At 61.4% G+C, this 18,242-nt stretch carries 17 protein-coding genes; 3 read left to right on the top strand and 14 right to left on the bottom strand.

From position 1 onward, the window contains the following. Position 1 precedes the first annotated feature (1 nt). The gene (gene mazG, locus QN222_RS19595; RefSeq protein ID WP_283964369.1) at positions 2-835 is read left to right on the top strand and encodes a nucleoside triphosphate pyrophosphohydrolase; all 834 of its coding nucleotides are present in this window, start codon (positions 2-4) and stop codon (positions 833-835) included. Between the two features lie 24 nt (positions 836-859). Here mazG and hflX read toward each other — a convergent pair whose 3' ends face one another. The 9 genes from hflX to dusB form a co-directional block, all read right to left on the bottom strand. Then, positions 860-2,257 (bottom strand): GTPase HflX, encoded by a 1,398-nt coding sequence (gene hflX, locus QN222_RS19600; protein ID WP_283964370.1) that lies wholly within the window; start codon positions 2,255-2,257, stop codon positions 860-862. A 6-nt stretch (positions 2,258-2,263) separates the two neighbouring features. Next, positions 2,264-2,506 (bottom strand): RNA chaperone Hfq, encoded by a 243-nt coding sequence (gene hfq / locus QN222_RS19605; protein ID WP_003535434.1) that lies wholly within the window; start codon positions 2,504-2,506, stop codon positions 2,264-2,266. Between the two features lie 110 nt (positions 2,507-2,616). After that, positions 2,617-3,480, bottom strand: coding sequence for a D-amino-acid transaminase (locus QN222_RS19610; protein ID WP_283964371.1), 864 nt, complete (start codon positions 3,478-3,480; stop codon positions 2,617-2,619). Positions 3,481-3,493: 13 nt separating this feature from the next. Further along, on the bottom strand, positions 3,494-4,870 hold the full coding sequence (gene trkA / locus QN222_RS19615; RefSeq protein WP_283964372.1) for a Trk system potassium transporter TrkA: 1,377 nt from the start codon (positions 4,868-4,870) through the stop codon (positions 3,494-3,496). Positions 4,871-4,927: 57 nt separating this feature from the next. Continuing rightward, a complete protein-coding gene (gene ntrX, locus QN222_RS19620; protein WP_180940932.1) occupies positions 4,928-6,292 on the bottom strand; it encodes a two-component system response regulator NtrX in 1,365 nt (454 codons plus the stop codon). After that, positions 6,282-8,597 (bottom strand): PAS domain-containing sensor histidine kinase, encoded by a 2,316-nt coding sequence (locus tag QN222_RS19625; RefSeq protein WP_284005560.1) that lies wholly within the window; start codon positions 8,595-8,597, stop codon positions 6,282-6,284. The genes ntrX and QN222_RS19625 overlap by 11 nt, the downstream gene beginning before the upstream one ends. 165 nt (positions 8,598-8,762) lie before the next feature. Beyond that, on the bottom strand, positions 8,763-10,217 hold the full coding sequence (ntrC, locus tag QN222_RS19630; protein WP_283964719.1) for a nitrogen regulation protein NR(I): 1,455 nt from the start codon (positions 10,215-10,217) through the stop codon (positions 8,763-8,765). Further along, the gene (locus QN222_RS19635) at positions 10,214-11,371 is read right to left on the bottom strand and encodes a nitrogen regulation protein NR(II) (RefSeq protein WP_283964718.1); all 1,158 of its coding nucleotides are present in this window, start codon (positions 11,369-11,371) and stop codon (positions 10,214-10,216) included. The genes ntrC and QN222_RS19635 overlap by 4 nt, the downstream gene beginning before the upstream one ends. Then, on the bottom strand, positions 11,368-12,396 hold the full coding sequence (gene dusB / locus QN222_RS19640; protein WP_283964717.1) for a tRNA dihydrouridine synthase DusB: 1,029 nt from the start codon (positions 12,394-12,396) through the stop codon (positions 11,368-11,370). Before dusB ends, QN222_RS19635 begins: the two co-directional genes overlap by 4 nt. A gap of 164 nt (positions 12,397-12,560) precedes the next feature. Here dusB and QN222_RS19645 point away from each other — a divergent pair, with 164 nt between their 5' ends. Next, entirely contained in the window at positions 12,561-13,775 is a 1,215-nt protein-coding gene (locus QN222_RS19645; protein WP_283964716.1) for a bifunctional 2-C-methyl-D-erythritol 4-phosphate cytidylyltransferase/2-C-methyl-D-erythritol 2,4-cyclodiphosphate synthase, read from the top strand. Beyond that, positions 13,775-14,272, top strand: coding sequence for a CinA family protein (locus tag QN222_RS19650; RefSeq protein ID WP_283964715.1), 498 nt, complete (start codon positions 13,775-13,777; stop codon positions 14,270-14,272). Before QN222_RS19645 ends, QN222_RS19650 begins: the two co-directional genes overlap by 1 nt. Here the strand turns inward: QN222_RS19650 and QN222_RS19655 are convergent. From QN222_RS19655 to lpdA, 5 genes are all read right to left on the bottom strand, one after another. Next, positions 14,263-14,709 (bottom strand): type II toxin-antitoxin system RatA family toxin, encoded by a 447-nt coding sequence (locus QN222_RS19655; RefSeq protein WP_283964714.1) that lies wholly within the window; start codon positions 14,707-14,709, stop codon positions 14,263-14,265. The genes QN222_RS19650 and QN222_RS19655 overlap by 10 nt on opposite strands. Before the next feature lie 9 nt (positions 14,710-14,718). Then, positions 14,719-15,276: an AAA family ATPase gene (locus QN222_RS19660; RefSeq protein WP_283964713.1), complete on the bottom strand. Its 558-nt coding sequence runs from the start codon at positions 15,274-15,276 to the stop codon at positions 14,719-14,721. Between the two features lie 76 nt (positions 15,277-15,352). Further along, positions 15,353-16,324: a lipoyl synthase gene (gene lipA, locus QN222_RS19665; protein WP_283964712.1), complete on the bottom strand. Its 972-nt coding sequence runs from the start codon at positions 16,322-16,324 to the stop codon at positions 15,353-15,355. Between the two features lie 135 nt (positions 16,325-16,459). Then, on the bottom strand, positions 16,460-16,711 hold the full coding sequence (locus QN222_RS19670) for a GlsB/YeaQ/YmgE family stress response membrane protein (RefSeq protein WP_180940923.1): 252 nt from the start codon (positions 16,709-16,711) through the stop codon (positions 16,460-16,462). A gap of 75 nt (positions 16,712-16,786) precedes the next feature. Then, complete coding sequence (lpdA, locus tag QN222_RS19675; RefSeq protein ID WP_283964711.1) at positions 16,787-18,232, bottom strand: dihydrolipoyl dehydrogenase; 1,446 nt, start codon at positions 18,230-18,232, stop codon at positions 16,787-16,789. Positions 18,233-18,242: the final 10 nt, after the last annotated feature.

Raw genomic sequence — 18,242 nt, forward strand, 5'->3', positions numbered from 1 at the left:
CATGGAACCTTCTCGCGACATTCGACGCCTGCTCGACATAATGGCGGCGCTCCGCCAGCCGGACACGGGCTGCCCCTGGGACATCGTCCAGACCTTCGAGACGATAAAACCCTACACGATCGAAGAGGCCTACGAGGTCGCCGACGCGATCGAGCGCCATGACATGGACGATCTCTGCGACGAGCTCGGCGACCTTCTGCTCCAGGTGGTCTTTCACGCCCGCATGGCGGAAGAAGCCGGTGAATTCTCCTTCGGCGATGTCGTCGAAGCCGTGACCCGCAAGATGATCCGTCGCCATCCGCACGTTTTCGCCCGTTCCGACGCCGATACGCCCGAGGCCGTCAAACTGCAATGGGACGAGATCAAGCGCGCGGAAAAGGCGGACCGGCGGCAACGCCGTATGCGGCGTGGTCTACTGCAGGATGCCGATGCCGGCCACCTCGGGTCCGTGCAACGCAGCTTCCCGGCCCTGGTCGAAGCGCTCAAGCTGCAGGAACGCGCGGCAAAGGTCGGCTTCGACTGGTCGAAGCCCGAGCCGATCCTCGACAAGATCGAGGAGGAGATCACCGAACTGAGGCAGGCGCTCAAGGACGGAGACCAGCGAAAGGTTGCCGACGAGCTTGGTGACCTGATCTTCGCCGTCGTCAATATCGGCCGTCATGTCGGCACCGACCCGGAAATGGCGCTCCGCGGCACCAACACCAAGTTCCGCCGCCGCTTCGGCCATATCGAACAGGAGCTGGAAGCAGGCGGCGAGACGCTCGACGCCGCTTCTCTGGAGCGCATGGAAGAACTCTGGCAAGCCGCAAAGGCGATCGAGCGACAGCTGACGTAGCGGGATGCCGTAGCGTCAGCCGCGTTACCAATCCTCTTCGACCGGTTTCGGTCCGTTGCCAAGCCGCCGTTCAAGCTCTGCAGCCTCGCCCTCGGTCAGGCGCAGGTCCAGGCTTACCCTTCCGTCTTCAAGGTCTTCTCGGCCATCGACGATCGAGTGCTCGTAGACCCAGGGCAACAGCTGCAACTGGTCGAGGCCGAGAACGACCGTGCACTCGGTCAAGACGCCCGAAAGACGGCGGCCGATCTCGGCGAGCAGGTGATCGACGCCCTCGCCGGTCACAGCAGAAGCGGCGACCGTATTCGGCGTGCTTGCCGCCTTTTTCACGAGCGCCTCGCGCACCTCCGGTTCGAGCTTGTCGATCTTGTTCCAGACCTCGACGATCCGCTCGGCGCCTTCCTTCTCGTCAATGCCGAGATCGGCAAGGATGCGCAATACGTCGCTCGCCTGTGCCTGGTTGTCCGGATCGGAAAGGTCGCGCACGTGCAGAATCAGGTCCGCTTCGAGCACTTCTTCAAGCGTCGCCCGGAAGGCCGCGACAAGGTGGGTCGGCAGATCGGAGATGAAACCGACCGTATCGGACAGAATGACCATACGCCCATGCGGCAACTTCAGACGCCTGAGCGTCGGATCAAGCGTCGCGAAAAGCATGTCCTCGGCCAGCACGCCCGCGCCGGTCATCCGATTGAAGAGCGTCGACTTGCCGGCGTTCGTGTAGCCGACCAGGGCCACGATCGGGTGCGGCACCTTCCTGCGCTTCGAACGATGAAGTTGCCGGGTGCGCCGCACCTGCTCCAATTCGCGTTCCAGCCGAACGATCTTTTCCTGCAGCAGGCGACGGTCAGCCTCGATCTGCGTCTCACCGGGACCGCCCATGAAGCCCGCACCGCCGCGCTGGCGTTCGAGGTGTGTCCAGCTTCTGACCAGTCGGCCCTTCTGATAGTTGAGATGCGCGAGATCGACCTGAAGCGTGCCTTCCTTGGTGGAGGCGCGCCGCCCGAAGATTTCCAGAATGAGGCCCGTCCGGTCGATGACCTTGGCGTTCCATTCTTTCTCGAGGTTGCGCTGTTGCACCGGCGTCAGTGGATGATCGACGATCACCAGCCCGGCATCCTTTTCGTTCAGGATGTGGCCGATCTCCTCGATCTTGCCACTGCCAAGCAACGTGCCCGGCTTCGGCTGGGCGACCGGAACGATCGTTCCGTGCACGACGTCGAGATCGATGGCAAGCGCGAGGCCCATTGCCTCTTCCAGACGACTTTCGTCGGAGCGCGTCGCTGGCGCAGACAGGATCTCGGCCGCTGCCTTCCCCGTCTTCTTCAAAACCGGAACGACGACGACCGCGCGCATGTCATCGCGGAGCCGTTCGAGCTCCGGGATGATCGACGACGATTTTGAATCACGCTTGGTAATGTTCCTCACGTCCCGTCAGGATGCGGCTTCCTCATTCTCGAACATCTGCAAGGGCTGACCCGGCATGATCGTCGAGATGGCGTGCTTGTAGACGAGCTGAGAGTGGCCGTCACGGCGCAGCAATACACAGAAATTGTCAAAAGATGTGACCACACCCGTCAGCTTGACGCCGTTGATCAGGAAAATGGTCAATGAAATCTTTTGCTTGCGGACCGTATTGAGAAAGAGATCCTGCAAGTTTTGAGAACGTTCCGCCATCGCGCCGCTTCTTTCTTATTTGCCGGCCTTTTTGACGCCGGTGCATTTTGTCAAATTCTGCGTTCCGAAGCGTCACAGTATCCGTCCCCGACGCCTCTCCAAGTTTGGTATCAAATCAATGTCTTTTCCGCAATGTCGAAAAAGGCTTCGCGAATATTCTGTGCTATGCTTCCTGGGTGGCCATTGCCGATCGCCTTTCCGTCGATGGAAACGATGGGAAAGCAGATGCTGGTCGCCGCTGTAACAAACACTTCGCGCGCCGCCAGCATCTCCTCCACCGAGAATGGCTTCTCCTCGACCCTCAGGCCAAGGGGCCCGGCGACGTCCATCAACGTGGTCCGCGTTATGCCCCGCAGGATACCATGCTCCGCGGGGCGGGTGCGTAGGGTGCCGTCTCGATCGACGATCCAGACATTCGTTGCCGCCCCCTCTTTAACGAGGCCGTCGGTATCGACGAAGATCGCTTCCTGAGCGCCGAGCTCCTTTGCCTTCTGGCGTGCAAGCACGTTCGGCAGAAGACCGACCGACTTGATGTCGACCCGATCCCAACGATTTTCCGGCACCGTTATCGCCGCGATCCCTTCGGCATTCTTCTTCGCTATTGCGGCGGCATCCGTCCGCTTGGCCGTGACGACGAGCGACGGCGGCGTCTCCTTTGTCGGGAAGACGTGGTCGCGGCGCGCCACGCCGCGCGTCACCTGCAGATAGAAAAGCCCGTTGTGCACCCGATTCCTGCGCAGTACCTCGCGAATGACCTGGATCAACGCCGCGCGGCTCATCGGCCAGCCGATCCGCAGCTCCCTTAAGGATCGGTCGAGACGGTCCAAATGCCGGTTGAGATCCACGATAAAGCCGTGCCGAACCTCGCAAACCTCGTAGACACCGTCCGCGAACTGGTAGCCGCGGTCTTCGACGTGAACGGCGGCTTCGGAATGCGGCACGTAAGAGCCGTTGACATAGGCAATTCTCGGCATTGGGGACGAGACCTCAGAAATATTGGATGCTGACTCGGAAAAGCTGTTCGACGTGGCGCACCGCGTCGGCGGCTGCAAAAAGAACGACGCGATCCTTCGCCTTTATCCTCGTATTGCCGTCAGGGCGAATGAAAGCCTTGTCGCGGTAGAGCGCGCCAATGCGGATGCCCTCCGGCAATTCGAGCTCGCGCAGAGCCTTGCCGACCAGTGGCGACGTCTCGAGCGCCTCGGCCTCGATCACCTCCGCCATGCCGCTCTGCACCGCATAGATCGATCGGATGCGGCCTTTCCTGACGTGCTGCAGGACACGGGAGATGGTCACGGCCCGCGGGTTGATATGCGCATCGACACCGGCCGTGCCCGCGAAATCCTGGTAGGCTGGCTCGTTGATCAGCACCAGCGTGGACTTCGCGCCCAGGCGCTTCGCCATCATGCTGCCGAGGATATTGATCTGATCGTTGTTCGTGAGCGCGACCACGAGATCGGCCTCCTGAACATCGGCCTGCATCAGGATCCGCTGGTCCATGGCCGAGCCGTTCAGCACAACGGTGTTGTTCAGCTTGTCGGCCATCAGTACGGCCCGATCGCGGTCGTTTTCGATCAGCTTGACCCGCATGCGGGGCTGCTGCTGCTCGATCGTGCGCGCGACGAAATAGCCGATATTGCCGCCGCCCATGATGATGATCCGCCGCGCCTCCTGCTCCTCATGTCCGAAGAGCCCCAGCGTACGGCGCGTGTGATCCCGATCGCAGACGACATAGGCAAGATCGCCCGTCTGCAATTGATCGGAGGAGTGGGGGACGATGAGTTTTCCGTCCCGGAAGATGCCCGTAACGGTCGCCAGAAGATCCGGAAAAAGCTCGCTCAGCTGCTGCAATGGCGTGTCCACCACCGGGCAGTCTTCCATGCACTCGATCGCGATCATCGCAATGCGGTCATCGGCGAAGCGGACCACGTCGGTCGCGCCCGGAAAGGAAATCCGCCGAAGCACAAGACGCCCCACCTCGATCTCCGGCGAAATTGTCACGTCGATCGGGACGTTCTCCCGCGAAAAGAGATCCGAATATTCCGGTGCGAGGTAGTTCTGCGCGCGAATGCGGGCGACCTTGGTCGGCACGTTGAAGATCGCATGCGCGACCTCGCAGGCCACGATGTTGACCTCGTCGAAAAGCGTCACCGCGATAATCATGTCAGCCTGATCGGCACCGGCTCTCGCCAAAACGTCCGGATGCGCACCGTGGCCGACATAGCCGCGCACATCCAGGGTTTCGGTGATATGGGCGATCAGTGCGGCGGATGTGTCAATCACCGAGACATCGTTGTCTTCCTGTGACAGGCGCTCGGCAATGCCGTAGCCGACCTGTCCGGCGCCGCATATGACCACTTTCATCGCCGTTCCTTCATCCCACATGCTGTCGCGGCAAAAACCGCCGCGAGCCGCTCCGGATCAGACGCCCAGCGACTTCAGCTTGCGATGAAGCGCGGAACGTTCCATGCCGACGAATTCCGCCGTGCGCGAGATGTTTCCGCCGAATCGGTTGATCTGGGCGATGAGATAATCGCGCTCGAACATTTCACGGGCCTCGCGCAGCGGCAAGGTCATAATGTGCTGGTCGCCCTGTGCGGAGATCTTGGGCAGCGTGTCACCGACCTCGGTCGGCAGCATGTCGGCGGTGATCGGTGTATCCGGTCCGTCGCTGCGGGCGAGGATCATCAGGCGTTCGATGTTGTTGCGCAACTGGCGGATATTGCCCGGCCAGTCATGCGCCTGCAGGACGGCGAGCGCGTCCTCGCCGATCTTGCGCGGACGGATGCCGGCCTGCTCACTCACCTGGCGCATGAACATATCCACAAGGAAGGGAATGTCCTCACGCCGCTCGGCAAGCGCCGGGACACGTACTGGAATCACAGCCAGCCGGTGGAACAGGTCCTCGCGGAACAGGCCCTCGGAAATCATGTTCTCGAGATTGTAGGCCGTCGAGGAAATGATGCGCACATCCACCTTGACGCGTTTCGAACCGCCGACGCGCTCGAACTGCTGGTCGACCAACACGCGCAGGATCTTGTTTTGCGTTTCCCGCGGCATTTCGCCGATTTCGTCGAGATAGAGGATGCCGCCATGAGCCTCCTCCAACGCGCCCGTGCGGCGCGGTTGGCCGGGCGTGCCCTCCGTACCGAAGAGCGCGACTTCCATGCGATCCGGGGTGATCGCCGCGGCGTTGAGCGCGACGAACGGCCCGGAGGCACGCGTGGATTTACGGTGGATCATGCGCGCGACGAGTTCCTTGCCGGAACCCGAAGGACCCTGGATCATGATCCGGCTGTTGGTGGGAGCCACCTTTTCGATCGTCTGCCGCAGCTGCGACACCGCGACAGAGGTTCCGATAAGCTCCACCGGGTCGCCGGACTTCTTCTTCAATTCCGAGACTTCGCGCTTCAGCTTGGAGTTCTCCAGCGCCCGCTCGGCGATAAGAATCAGCCGGTCCGCCTTGAACGGTTTCTCGATGAAATCGTAAGCACCCCGCTTAATGGCGGAAACGGCCGTTTCGATGTTGCCGTGACCAGAAATCATCACCACCGGCAGATCGGGATGGCGGCCCTTGATCTCGTCAAGCAGCGCCAGTCCGTCGAGGCGGCTGCCCTGCATCCAGATGTCCAGGAAAACCAATCGCGGCACTCGATCGTTGATCGCCGCAAGCGCGCTGTCGCTGTCGAAAGCCGTCCGGGTCTCATGTCCTTCGTCCGACAGGATGCCCGACACGATCTCCCGGATATCCTCCTCATCGTCCACAACCAGAATATCAGCCGCCATTGGTATTACCCTTGTCCTTTACAGTATCTTCGCCCCCGGTTTCCCCGGCAGGCGGCAGGATCACGCGGATCATTGCCCCGACGCCGCCGTCGAAATCGACCGGTGCGTCGTGCAGTTCCAGTTGTCCGCCATGGTCCTCGATGATCTTCTTGACGATTGCGAGACCGAGACCGGTGCCCTTTTCGCGCATCGTCATGTATGGCTCCAGAATTCTGTGCCGGTTCTCGGTCGGCAGCCCCTTGCCGTTATCGATGACGTCGACAACGAAACGGCCGGAAGCACCGTCGCGACGGGAGCGGACGGCGATGGTCGGCGCCCCCCGCGACGTTCCGGCAGGGACAGCCTCGATCGCCTCCACCGCATTCTTGACGATGTTGCCGAAAGCCTGGCCGAGCATGCGGCCGTCGAATTGGCCTTCGAGCGGCTCGCCGCCGAAATCGCGAACGAAGGTGATGTGATTGTTGCCCATCTCGCGCAGGAAAACCGCATCCTTGAGGATCGATCGCAGATCGGATTTTTCCTTCGTCGGCTTTGGCATCCGCGCAAAGGCGGAAAATTCGTCGACCATCCGGCCGATATCCTCGACCTGGCGCACGATCGTATCGGTGCACTGGTCGAAGACCGCCCTGTCCTGCTGGTCGATCTGCTTACCATAGCGACGCCTCAAGCGCTCGGCCGAAAGCTGGATCGGTGTCAGCGGATTCTTGATCTCATGCGCAATGCGGCGGGCCACGTCGGCCCATGCGGTCGACCGCTGCGCGATCACCAGGTCAGTGATGTCGTCGATGGTGATGACGTAGGATCCGTGCGACTCGTCGCCCTCCTCCCTCGTCACCTGCACGTTCAGCGTGCGCTCGGTTCCGCCGCGCATGATATTGATCTGCTTGCGGTAATCGTTGCGATAGCGGCTTTCCGCCTCGACCAGCACGGCATCGATTTCCGGCGCAACCTCGCTGAGGCTAGCGCCCAGCAGTCCCGGCGCGGCCTTCCGCAGAAACTCTTCCGACGAAGGATTGGCAATCGTGATTCGACGGTCCTTGCCGACGCCGATGACCGCCGTGGTGACGCCGGAAAGCACCGCCTCGATAAAGCGGCGGCGCTGGTCCACTTCGTCCTTCGCCACCAGGATCTGCTGCTGTTGCGTGCGGATCTCGCTGACCATCTTGTTGAAAGTTCGCGACAGATTGCCGACGTCGCCGTCGACCGCGCGCACAGGAACAACCACATCGAGATTGCCAGAAGCCACGCTGTCCGCGGCGCCGATCAGCTGCCGGATCGGCCGCACGATGCGATCGGCAACCGCAATTGCCGTCCAGATCGCCGCCAGCAGAACGATGAGGGCAAAACCGATATAGAGGACGCCGAAGGCGATCTGAAGCGACGTGCGCCCCGCTTCCAGCGCCTTGTATTCGGCCGTGTTCTCCTCCATCAGCCGCATCGAACGCATCACTTCGGGATCGACGTTGCGCACCGTGTAGAGGTACGTTCCGGGTATATTGTCGAGCGGAATGACGGCGCCGACGAGGTTTGTCACACCGGGAGGAATAAGCGTCGGCTGGCCGGAAACGGTGCTTTTAAGGGCATCGGCCGGAATAGCCGGCAGCGGCCTTTCAGTCGAGATATTGGCCTGAAGGATGGCGCTGCCGTCGGCGCGCACCAGGAAGGCGCCAAGCATGCCGCGCCCCCTCGCCTGGCGCGTCATCAATTCGGTGAAGCCGGTGCGATCGAGGCTGTAGAGTTGCCGGTTGCGCTCGAGGTCGTTGGCCATCGACACTGTCTGACCTTGCAGGTAGTTGGCATTCTCGAGCACATAGGCCTGCGCAACGTTCAGCGACGAGCGGACGATCGCCTGGGTGCGCAGCGAGAACCAGCGATCAAGCCCGACATCGAGCGTGATGCTGGCAAAGATCGCAACCAGAATGGCCGGCGTTATCGCGACGATCGAAAATAGCGCGACGATGCGCACATGCAGCCGTGCTGCCGCTCTTCCCTTGCTGCGCGCTCTAAGCAGTCTGAGGATTTCGCGTGCGATCAGATAGATCAGGCCAACGACGAAGACACCGTTGATGCCCGCGCAGGCAATGACGATGTTTCGTTCCGGCCGAATCGGAGTGAGGCCGAGGAGAACGAGCAGCGACAAGGTGGCACAGATCAGCGCGCCGGTGGCGAGCATCAATCCGGGCAGCGCGAAGGACGCCCGCCGATCCTGGACAGTTGCGACCCTGTCCTCTGTGCCCAATGGCAGGGCCATTCCGTCCACCATGTAAAACGCTTCCCCCAAACCGGCGCCCGACGGCACCGGCAAACGCGAACTTTTCCGGGTCAAAGAAACTGACCGTAACGCCCTACCCCAAACAGCATCGGCGTACCTCGACCGGGTGGGCCGCCTCCAATGACGACGCAACGAATCGACGCTATCGGACGTTCAAGCAACGCATTGTGGCGAAAATGCAACGGTGTTGCATCTCAGTCAAGCACTGCGTGAACTGCGGTAGACGGAAACCCCGAGTTCGCGAATCTTCTTGCGCAGTGTGTTTCGGTTAAGGCCGAGGAGGTCGGCGGCCTTGATCTGGTTGCCTCGCGTCGCCGTCAGGGCTGCCAGGATCAACGGATACTCCATCTCGGCAAGTACCCGATCATAGAGGCCCGATGGTGGCAGGGCATCACCGAAACTGGCAAAATACTGCCTCATATTCTCTTCGACTGCCTGCGAGATCGACATCGAACCGGAGCGGGTCGCCGATTTCTCGATCGGGCTGTCCGGAATCTCCGAGCGCAACTCGTTCTCGATGATTTCCCTGGTGATCACATCCTGCGGATAGAGCGCCGTCAGCCTCCGCACGAGGTTTTCGAGCTCGCGTACATTGCCGGGCCACGGATGCGTCTTCATCAATTCCAGCGCTTCCTGGTCGAAACGCTTGACGTCCAGCCCTTCCTTTTCGGCCTGCTGGACGAAATGGCGGACAAGATCCGGGATATCCTCGGCCCGGTCTCTCAGCGGCGGCAAGCGCAGCGGCACGACATTCAAGCGGTAGTAGAGGTCTTCGCGGAAAAGCCCCTGATTGATCGACTGTTTCAGGTCCTTGTTCGTCGCGGCGACGATCCGCACGTCTGAACGGATCGGCGTCCGCCCGCCAACAGTCGTGTATTCGCCCTGCTGCAACACGCGCAGCAGCCTGGTCTGGGCATCCATCGGCATGTCGCCGATTTCATCGAGGAAGAGTGTCCCACCTTCCGCCTGCTCGAAACGGCCGGTCGAGCGCGTCTGCGCACCGGTAAAGGCACCCTTCTCGTGGCCGAACAGTTCCGATTCGATCAGGTCGCGAGGGATCGCCGCCATGTTGATCGCAACGAAGGGGCCATTCCGGCGCTTGCCGTAGTCGTGCAACGCTCGCGCGACCAGTTCCTTGCCGGTTCCCGACTCTCCGGTGATCATCAATGTCAGATCAGTCTGCATCAGCCGCGCGAGCACGCGGTAGATTTCCTGCATTGCAGCCGAGCGGCCGACAAGCGGCATGCCGTCCTGCGAATCGTCGTCGATCCTCAAGGGACGGCGCTTCGGTTCGGCAAGCGCCCGGCCGATGATGCCGATCAGTTCCGTCAGATCGAAGGGCTTCGGCAGGTAGTCATAGGCTCCCTTTTCGGACGCCTTGATGGCCGTCATGAATGTGTTCTGTGCGCTCATCACGAGCACGGGCAGGTCCGGCCTCGCCTTCTTGATCCGGGGCAGGAGATCGAAGGCGTTCTCATCCGGCATCACGACGTCGGTCACGACCAGATCGCCGTCACCGGCCGCAATCCAGCGCCACAGCGTCGCCGCATTGGAGGTGATGCGCACATCATAGCCGGCGCGGCTCAAGGCCTGGTTGAGCACTGTGCGAATGGCGGCATCGTCATCCGCAACGAGGATCGTAGCGCCCGTCATGCAATGTTTCCTTTTGTCATCGGAATTTCGTCGTCATCCGCCGCAGCTCCTTTGGACGCCGGCATCAGAACACGGAAGGTGGTGCGGCTGTGCTGGCTGTCGCACTCGACAATGCCTCCGTGGCCGCCAATGATCTTGGCGACCAGCGCCAGACCGAGGCCCGAGCCATTCGTCTTCGTGGTGATGAAGGGGTCGAAAAGGTGCGGAAGCAGATCCGCGGGAACGCCGGGGCCGTTGTCGTGAACGCAGAACTCCAGCGGCAACGAGATCTTTTCGCGGGTGCCGGCAACCGAGAGGCGAATGCCCGGGCGATAGGCCGTTGTCAGCATGATCTCGCCATCGAGCCGATCGCCGATCGCCTCGGCGGCATTCTTGATCAGATTGAGGAACACCTGAACAAGCTGGTCGCGATTGGCATAAACCGGCGGCAGCGACGGGTCGTAGTTCTCCGAAATCTTGATGCCACGGGCAAACCCGGCCTTGGCGATCGCCTTCACGTGATCGAGCACGGAATGGATATTGAGCGGTACGCGATCAACGGGCCTTTCGTCCGAGAATACCTCCATACGGTCAACGAGCGACACGATGCGGTCCGTCTCGTCGCAGATCAGCCGCGTCAGGGCCCGGTCCTCGTCATTGACGGACGTCTCGAGAAGCTGTGCGGCACCGCGAATGCCGGAGAGCGGGTTCTTGATCTCGTGGGCCAACATCGAGGCGAGACCGGTCACCGATCGCGCCGCGCCTCGATGGGTCAGTTGCCGGTCGATCTTGTCGGCCATCGAGCGTTCCTGGAAGACGATGACCACAGATCCTGGCGTGGAAAGAACCGGCGCGACATAGAGATCGACAAGCTTGTCGGCGCCGAGACGCGGCGAACTCAGATCGACCCGGTATTCGTTGACAGGCGCCCGTCGCTCGCGGACCTGGTCGATCAACGTCAGAAGCGGGCTGCCGAATGGAATGAAGGCGCTGATATTGTGGCGGGCGAGATGATTGGCGCTGGCACCGAAGAAGGACTCGGCCTCCCAATTGGCAAAGGCCACAAGGCCGTTTTCATCGACCAGGATCACGGGGTTCTGGATCGCGTTCAGCACCGCCATGGAAAGATCGTTCGCATCCCCCGCCGGCTCTACCGCCGTTGCCTTCTCCGTCATGCCGCCAACTCCTTCTTGACCGGTGCGAGGTCACAATTCGCGATCGCGGTAGCGATCCGATCGCTGACCAGAGCCGGATCGGTGGACGTCAGGATCGCTGCCTTGTCCGCGGACGAGAGATTCGGAGCGAAACGCTCGATGTACCAGCCGACATGTTTGCGGGCGTGCCGAAGGCCGATCTGAGGCCCATAGAATTCAAGCATCATCGTGTAGTGCTCGGCGAAGATCTGCGCGATCTCCAATCCGTCCGGATGAAGACGAACGCCGGCCAGAACGCCGGCATGCCATGGCCGTCCCTGCGATGACCGCCCGACCATGACGGCGTCAGCACCCGACCGACCCAGGATTTCCTTGGCGTCCGCCAGGGTGTCGACGTCGCCATTGGCGATCAGAGGAACCGAGATGACGTCGCGAACCGCATGGATCGCGTCCCAATCCGCCTTGCCGCTGTAAAATTGCATCCGGGTGCGGCCATGGATCGTGATGGCCTGCACACCCGCTTCTTCAGCCCTTCGCGCGATCAATGGAGCATTGATCGAATTTTCATCCCATCCGAGCCGCATCTTCAATGTTACCGGCACGGAAACAGCCCTGACGGTGGCTTCGACAAGCGACAATGCATGGTCGGGATCACGCATCAGTGCCGAACCGGAATAGCCACCGGTCACTTTCTTGGCCGGGCAGCCCATATTGATGTCGATAATGTCGGCGCCATTCGCCTCGACGATCCTTGCGGCCTCCGCCATCCAGTGCGCCTCGCGGCCGGCAAGCTGGACGATATGCGGCTCGATGCCGGAATTCTTCAGCCGCGCCCAGGATTCGGCGGCGTTGCAGACCAGTTCGCGGCTGGCGACCATTTCCGTCACCACAAAGCCGGCACCGAAACGCCAGGCGAGCATGCGGAAAGGCAGATCCGTCACCCCCGACATTGGCGCGAGCGCCACCCGGTTGCGGATTTCAACTTTCCCGATCCGGAGCGACGATGACAGGGCCGATGGTGGCAAATGCATATCTTTCAGGCACATGTTCTTCTTGCACTATTTTTAGACATTGTTATTCGGCTTGCCAAGCGATTTCCACGTCCCCGACAAAATTCCCCACATGGCCGGTAGCGGCCGGGCTGGCAATGGCGGAGCCTTCGCGGTAGATCACGGCGAAGAGTGGTGAAACTCGGGACCACATACATAAGATGCAGCCTGAAGAACAGTTCTCCTGTGGTATCGTCATCGTCGCGGCCGGCCGCGGCGAGCGCGCCGGCCAATCGGCCGAGGGGCCGAAGCAGTACCGGACGATTGGCGGCCGTCCGGTTATCGCGCATACGCTTGACACTTTCGCGACATGGGCGGGAACGGGACCGATCGTCGTCGTCATCCATCCGGACGACAAGGAGCTCTTTGCCTCTGCTCTGAAGCGCATGCCCACGCCAGCCGCTCTGACCGTGGTGCATGGAGGGGCTACGCGACAGCTTTCGGTCCTCGCGGGCTTGGAGGCGATTGCGGCTGCCGGCGCCAAGTACGTCATGATCCACGACGCCGTGCGTCCGTTTGCGGACCACGCACTGCTCGATCGCTGCCGTCAAGCGCTGCTCAGCGGTGCCGATGCGGTCCTGCCGGCGCTTGCGGTCGCCGATACGTTGAAGCGGGCCGACGCAAATGGCGTCGTGCAGGAGACCGTCGCGCGGAGTAACCTATACGCGGCACAGACGCCGCAATGCTTCACGTTGGAGGCCATTCTCTCCGCCCACCGCGCCGCCAACGGCGACGCAAAAGCGGATTTTACCGATGACGCGTCCATTGCCGAATGGGCGGGTATTCCCGTTGTCATCGTCGAGGGTATGGTGGACAACATCAAGCTCACGTTGCGGAGGGATATTTCGATGGCTGACGAAAGGCTCAAAGACAGCACGATTCCCGACGTGCGCACCGGCAATGGCTATGACGTCCACCAACTCGTCGAAGGCAACGGCGTCACCCTTTGCGGCGTATTCATCCCGCACGACCGCAAGCTCTCTGGCCATTCCGACGCGGACGTCGCTCTGCATGCGCTGACCGACGCGCTTCTCGCGACCTGCGGCGCCGGCGATATCGGCGATCACTTCCCACCGTCGGATCCGCAGTGGAAGGGCGCGCCTTCCCGCATCTTTCTGGAGCACGCGGCGCGGATCGTGCGCGAGCGTGGCGGTGTCATCACCAATGCGGACATATCGCTGATCGCCGAAGCGCCCAAGGTCGGGCCGCACCGCCAGCAGATGCGAGAGAACCTGGCAGCAATGCTCGGCGTGACCATCGACCGCTGCTCGATCAAGGCAACCACCAACGAACAGCTTGGCTTCATCGGCCGCAACGAAGGTATCGCCGCAATCGCCACCGCAACGGTCGTCTATACTCCGGGGAGGAACGCATAATGTGGCCGGCCGATATAGAACAGAAAGCGCGGGAGATCGTCACGGATCTTACCGCACGCAACCTGAAGCTCGCGACGGCGGAATCCTGCACCGGCGGCCTGATTGCGGGCGCGTTGACGGAAGTTGCCGGCTCGTCGCTCGTCGTCGACCGCGGCTTCGTCACCTATTCCAACGATGCCAAGATACAGATGCTCGGGATCGAACTCGCGACGCTTGCCGCCCACGGCGCCGTCTCGCGCGAGACAGCTGTCGAGATGGCACGCGGCGCCGTCTCCCATTCAGGGGCGGATATTGCCGTCGCCGTAACGGGGGTCGCCGGCCCCGGCGGTGGCTCGGTGGAGAAACCGGTAGGGCTCGTGTACTTCGCGGCGGCGAGCCGGAATGGCGCGACGCTTCACAAGGAAATGCGCTATGGCGACGTCGGCCGCGACGTGGTTCGAATGTCAGCAGTCAGAACCGCGTTTGAGCTCCTCGAAGCCATCTCTCATCAAGCGTAGACCTCGTCGGCGCGCTTTTCGAAGGCTTCCGAAAACATGCGGAATGCCCGGTCAAACATGGAGCCCATCAAGGCGCCGAGAAGCCGGCTCTTGAATTCGTAGTCGATGTCGAAATGCACGATCGACAGCTTGTCGCTGGTCGGTTCGAAGCGCCATTCGTTATCGAGATATTTGAATGGTCCGTCGATATAATTGACGTCGATCGTCCGCGCGGCCTTGTTGAGCAGAACCTGGGTCGTGAAGGTCTCGCGGATCGCCTTGTACCCGACCGTCATATCGGCCAGCAACAATACCTTCCCGTCGCGCTCCTTGCGTGAGCGCACGCTCAAGGCCTCGCAAAGCGGCAGAAATTGCGGGTAGCGCTCGACGTCGGCGACGAGATCGAACATCTGGTCGGCCGAATGCTTGACGACATGGTTTGTTTCAAAGTGCGGCATGACTTGCAGTTAAGCGCGTGCTGCGAGAAGTTCAAGCAGCGTGCGCATTTGTGCCCGGCTTCTTATCTGCAGGACTGGAACGCCTGGTCCGTGTTTCTGCAGGCTTTCCTCGATCCGTGGAACGAACTTGCGCTCGAAAGTCCAGATGTAGCGGACGAACTCCCAATTCACCCGCTCCGGACATCCCTCGGCCATTTCCGGCCGTGCCGCCCCTCGCCATTTCAGCCAACGCCGCGTCACACCCATCAGGCACCGCAAGCGCGGCATTCTCACCCAGAGCACGATGTCGGCGCGGGGCAGTCGCAGATCGAAGGTCGACGGATTGGTCCCATCCATCACCCACTGCGCTTCGGCGACCTTGGTGGCGATGAGCTTCCTTTGCTCCTCGCGCGCTCTAGAAATCCATCCGGGCAGCCAAAAGAATTCTCTATCCATCGAAACGAACGGCAGGTCACAGAGTTCCGACAACCGGCGGGCAAGTGTCGTCTTGCCACCGCCCGAGCAGCCGATCACCAAAACACGTTTTGCGTCCGAGAGGATCGATGCAGCCCGCGTCGTGTCCGTCATCTGCCCGCTTTCGGCTCAAATAGAAGAACCGCGACGATGCAACGCCGCGACTGTTTTTCACCGGCAGTAGGCTGAATTACTCCGCTTCGGCCAGAAGCTTCCTCTCGCGTGCCGCCCTCAGCCGTGCGAAGTCGTCGCCGGCGTGATGCGACGAGCGTGTCAGCGGGCTCGAGGAAACCATCAGGAAGCCCTTCGTGTAGGCGACCGTCTCATAGGACTTGAATTCCTCGGGCGTCACGAATTTCTCGACCTTGTGGTGCTTGCGAGTCGGCTGCAGGTACTGGCCGATCGTCAGGAAGTCGACGTCGGCGGTACGCAGATCATCCATCAATTGCAGCACCTCGTTCCGTTCCTCGCCGAGGCCGACCATGATGCCGGACTTGGTGAACATGGACGGATCGAGTTCCTTCACCCGCTGCAACAGTCGCATCGAGTGGAAATAGCGAGCGCCGGGACGCACGGTCAGATAGTTGGAAGCGACGGTTTCGAGATTGTGATTGAAGACGTCTGGCTTGGCGGCGACCACACGCTCCAGCGCGCCGGGTTTGCGCAGAAAGTCGGGGGTCAGGACCTCGATGGTCGTTTCCGGAGAGACCTCGCGGATCGCAAAAATAACCTTTTCAAAGTGTTCGGCCCCACCGTCGTCCAGATCGTCGCGGTCGACCGAGGTGATGACGACGTGGCTGAGCCCCATCTGCTTGACCGCCTTGGCGATGTTGGCGGGCTCCTCCATGTCGAGCGCATTCGGTTTGCCAGTCGAGACGTTGCAGAAGGCACAGGCGCGCGTGCAGATCTCGCCCATGATCATGAAGGTCGCGTGTTTCTTGTCCCAACATTCGCCGATATTCGGGCAGCCGGCTTCCTCGCAGACGGTGACGAGGTTGTTGCCCTTCACGATCGAACGGGTTTCCATGTATCCCTTCGACGTCGGCGCCTTAACGCGGATCCAGTCCGGCTTGCGCAGGACTTCCGTGTCGGGCTTGTGCGCCTTTTCCGGGTGACGGACGCGTTGCGCCCGATCCGAAACAGCATCGAAAAGCGTTACCATGTGTCTTCCTTTGTCGCGGCGGGCGCGCGGCTTGGCGCCGACTGCCCATTTTCGATCTATATAGACGGCCCGACAGGAAAAGTCAGGCCACCAGTTGCAAGGCGGCCCGACAGCAGACGCATGGCTTGCGTGGCGCTACCTTCTGACGGCGCGCCCAGCGGCAATCAACAGGCAGGCGCCGATGAAGCCGATGACCAAATAGGCGAGCCAGCCCGTATAGGCCATGCCGAAGGCGGCCAGGATGAAGTTCAGGACGACCGCGCCGATGATGCCGAGAATAATATTGGCGAACAGTCCCATCTGACTGTTCATAAATCTCTCCGCAAGCCAACCCGCCAGCCCGCCGATGATGATTGCCGCCAGAATACCCACGCCGTTCACGCTCATGACAACCTCCGAGCACTGAAGATGCCACACAATCAGTGCGTGAGTATACCGCAAGTTCCGGGCGACTGCACGTCATCAGGCGTTCAATACCCGGCCGTAGGCGTCGAGCACGCTTTCCTTCATCATCTCCGACAGTGTCGGATGCGGGAAGATGGTGTGCATCAGCTCTTCCTCCGTCGTTTCGAGGTTCATCGCGACAACAAAGCCCTGAATGAGTTCGGTTACCTCGGCGCCGACCATGTGCGCACCCAAAAGCTCGCCCGTCTTCTTGTCGAAGATCGTCTTGACCAGGCCCTGGTCCTCGCCGAGTGCGATCGCCTTGCCGTTGGCGCCGAAGCTGAAGCGGCCGACGCGGATCTCGCGGCCGAGCTCCTTTGCCTTCGCCTCGGTGAGCCCCACGGAGGCGACCTGCGGGTCGCAATAGGTGCAGCCCGGGATCTTGTTCTTGTCGAGCGCGTGTACGCCCGGGACGCCGGCGATCTTCTCGACGCAGATCACGCCCTCGTGCTCCGCCTTGTGCGCGAGCATCGGCGGTCCGGCGACATCGCCGATCGCATAGATCCCCGTCACGTTGGTCTTGCCGTAACCGTCGGTCACGATGCAGCCGCGATCGGTCTTGACGCCCAGCGCTTCGAGGCCAAGGTTTTCGATATTGCCCTGCACGCCGACGGCGGAGATCAGACGGTCGGCCTTGATCTGCGTTACCTTGCCGTCCTTCGTTTCGACGTGCGCGGTCACATCGTTCGCGCCCTTGTCGACCTTCGTCACCTTGGCGTCGGTGAAGATCTTCATGCCGCGCTTTTCGAGCTGCTTGCGGGCGAAAGCGGAAATCTCCGCATCCTCGACGGGCATCACCTGCGGCAAGAGCTCGACAACGGTGACATCAACACCCATCGACTTGTAGAAGCTTGCAAACTCGATGCCGATCGCACCGGAGCCCATGACCAGCATGGATTTCGGCATTTCCTCGGGCTTCATCGCCTCGAAATAGGTCCAGATCAGCTTGCCGTCCGGCTCGATGCCTGGAAGTGCGCGCGGCCGGGCGCCGGTCGCGATGATGATGTGCTTGGCCGTATAGGTGCCTTCGCCCTTGACGCCCTTCGGAACGGGATTTTGCGGCTGGACAGCCGGCTTCGAGGGCGCACCGACGACGATCTCGCCGGGTTTGGTCAGCTTCGCCTCGCCCCAGATCACATCGACCTTGTTCTTCTTCATGAGGAAGGCGACGCCACCGGTTAACCGCGCAGAGACGGCGCGCGAGCGGCCGACGACCTCCTTGACGTTGGCGGTCATCTTGCCTTCGAGCGTCAGGCCATAGTTCTTGGCGTGATTGGCATGGTCGAGAATTTCGGCCGAGCGCAAGAGTGCCTTGGTCGGGATGCAGCCCCAGTTGAGGCAGATGCCGCCGAGGTGCTCGCGCTCGACGATCGCCGTCTTCAAGCCCAGCTGCGCCGAGCGGATGGCGGTGACATAGCCGCCCGGGCCCGAACCGATAACGATGACGTCGTAATTCTCAGCCATGTGTTTCCTG

The sequence above is a fragment of the Sinorhizobium sp. 6-70 genome, from assembly GCF_030124375.1.
GTDB lineage: Bacteria > Pseudomonadota > Alphaproteobacteria > Rhizobiales > Rhizobiaceae > Sinorhizobium.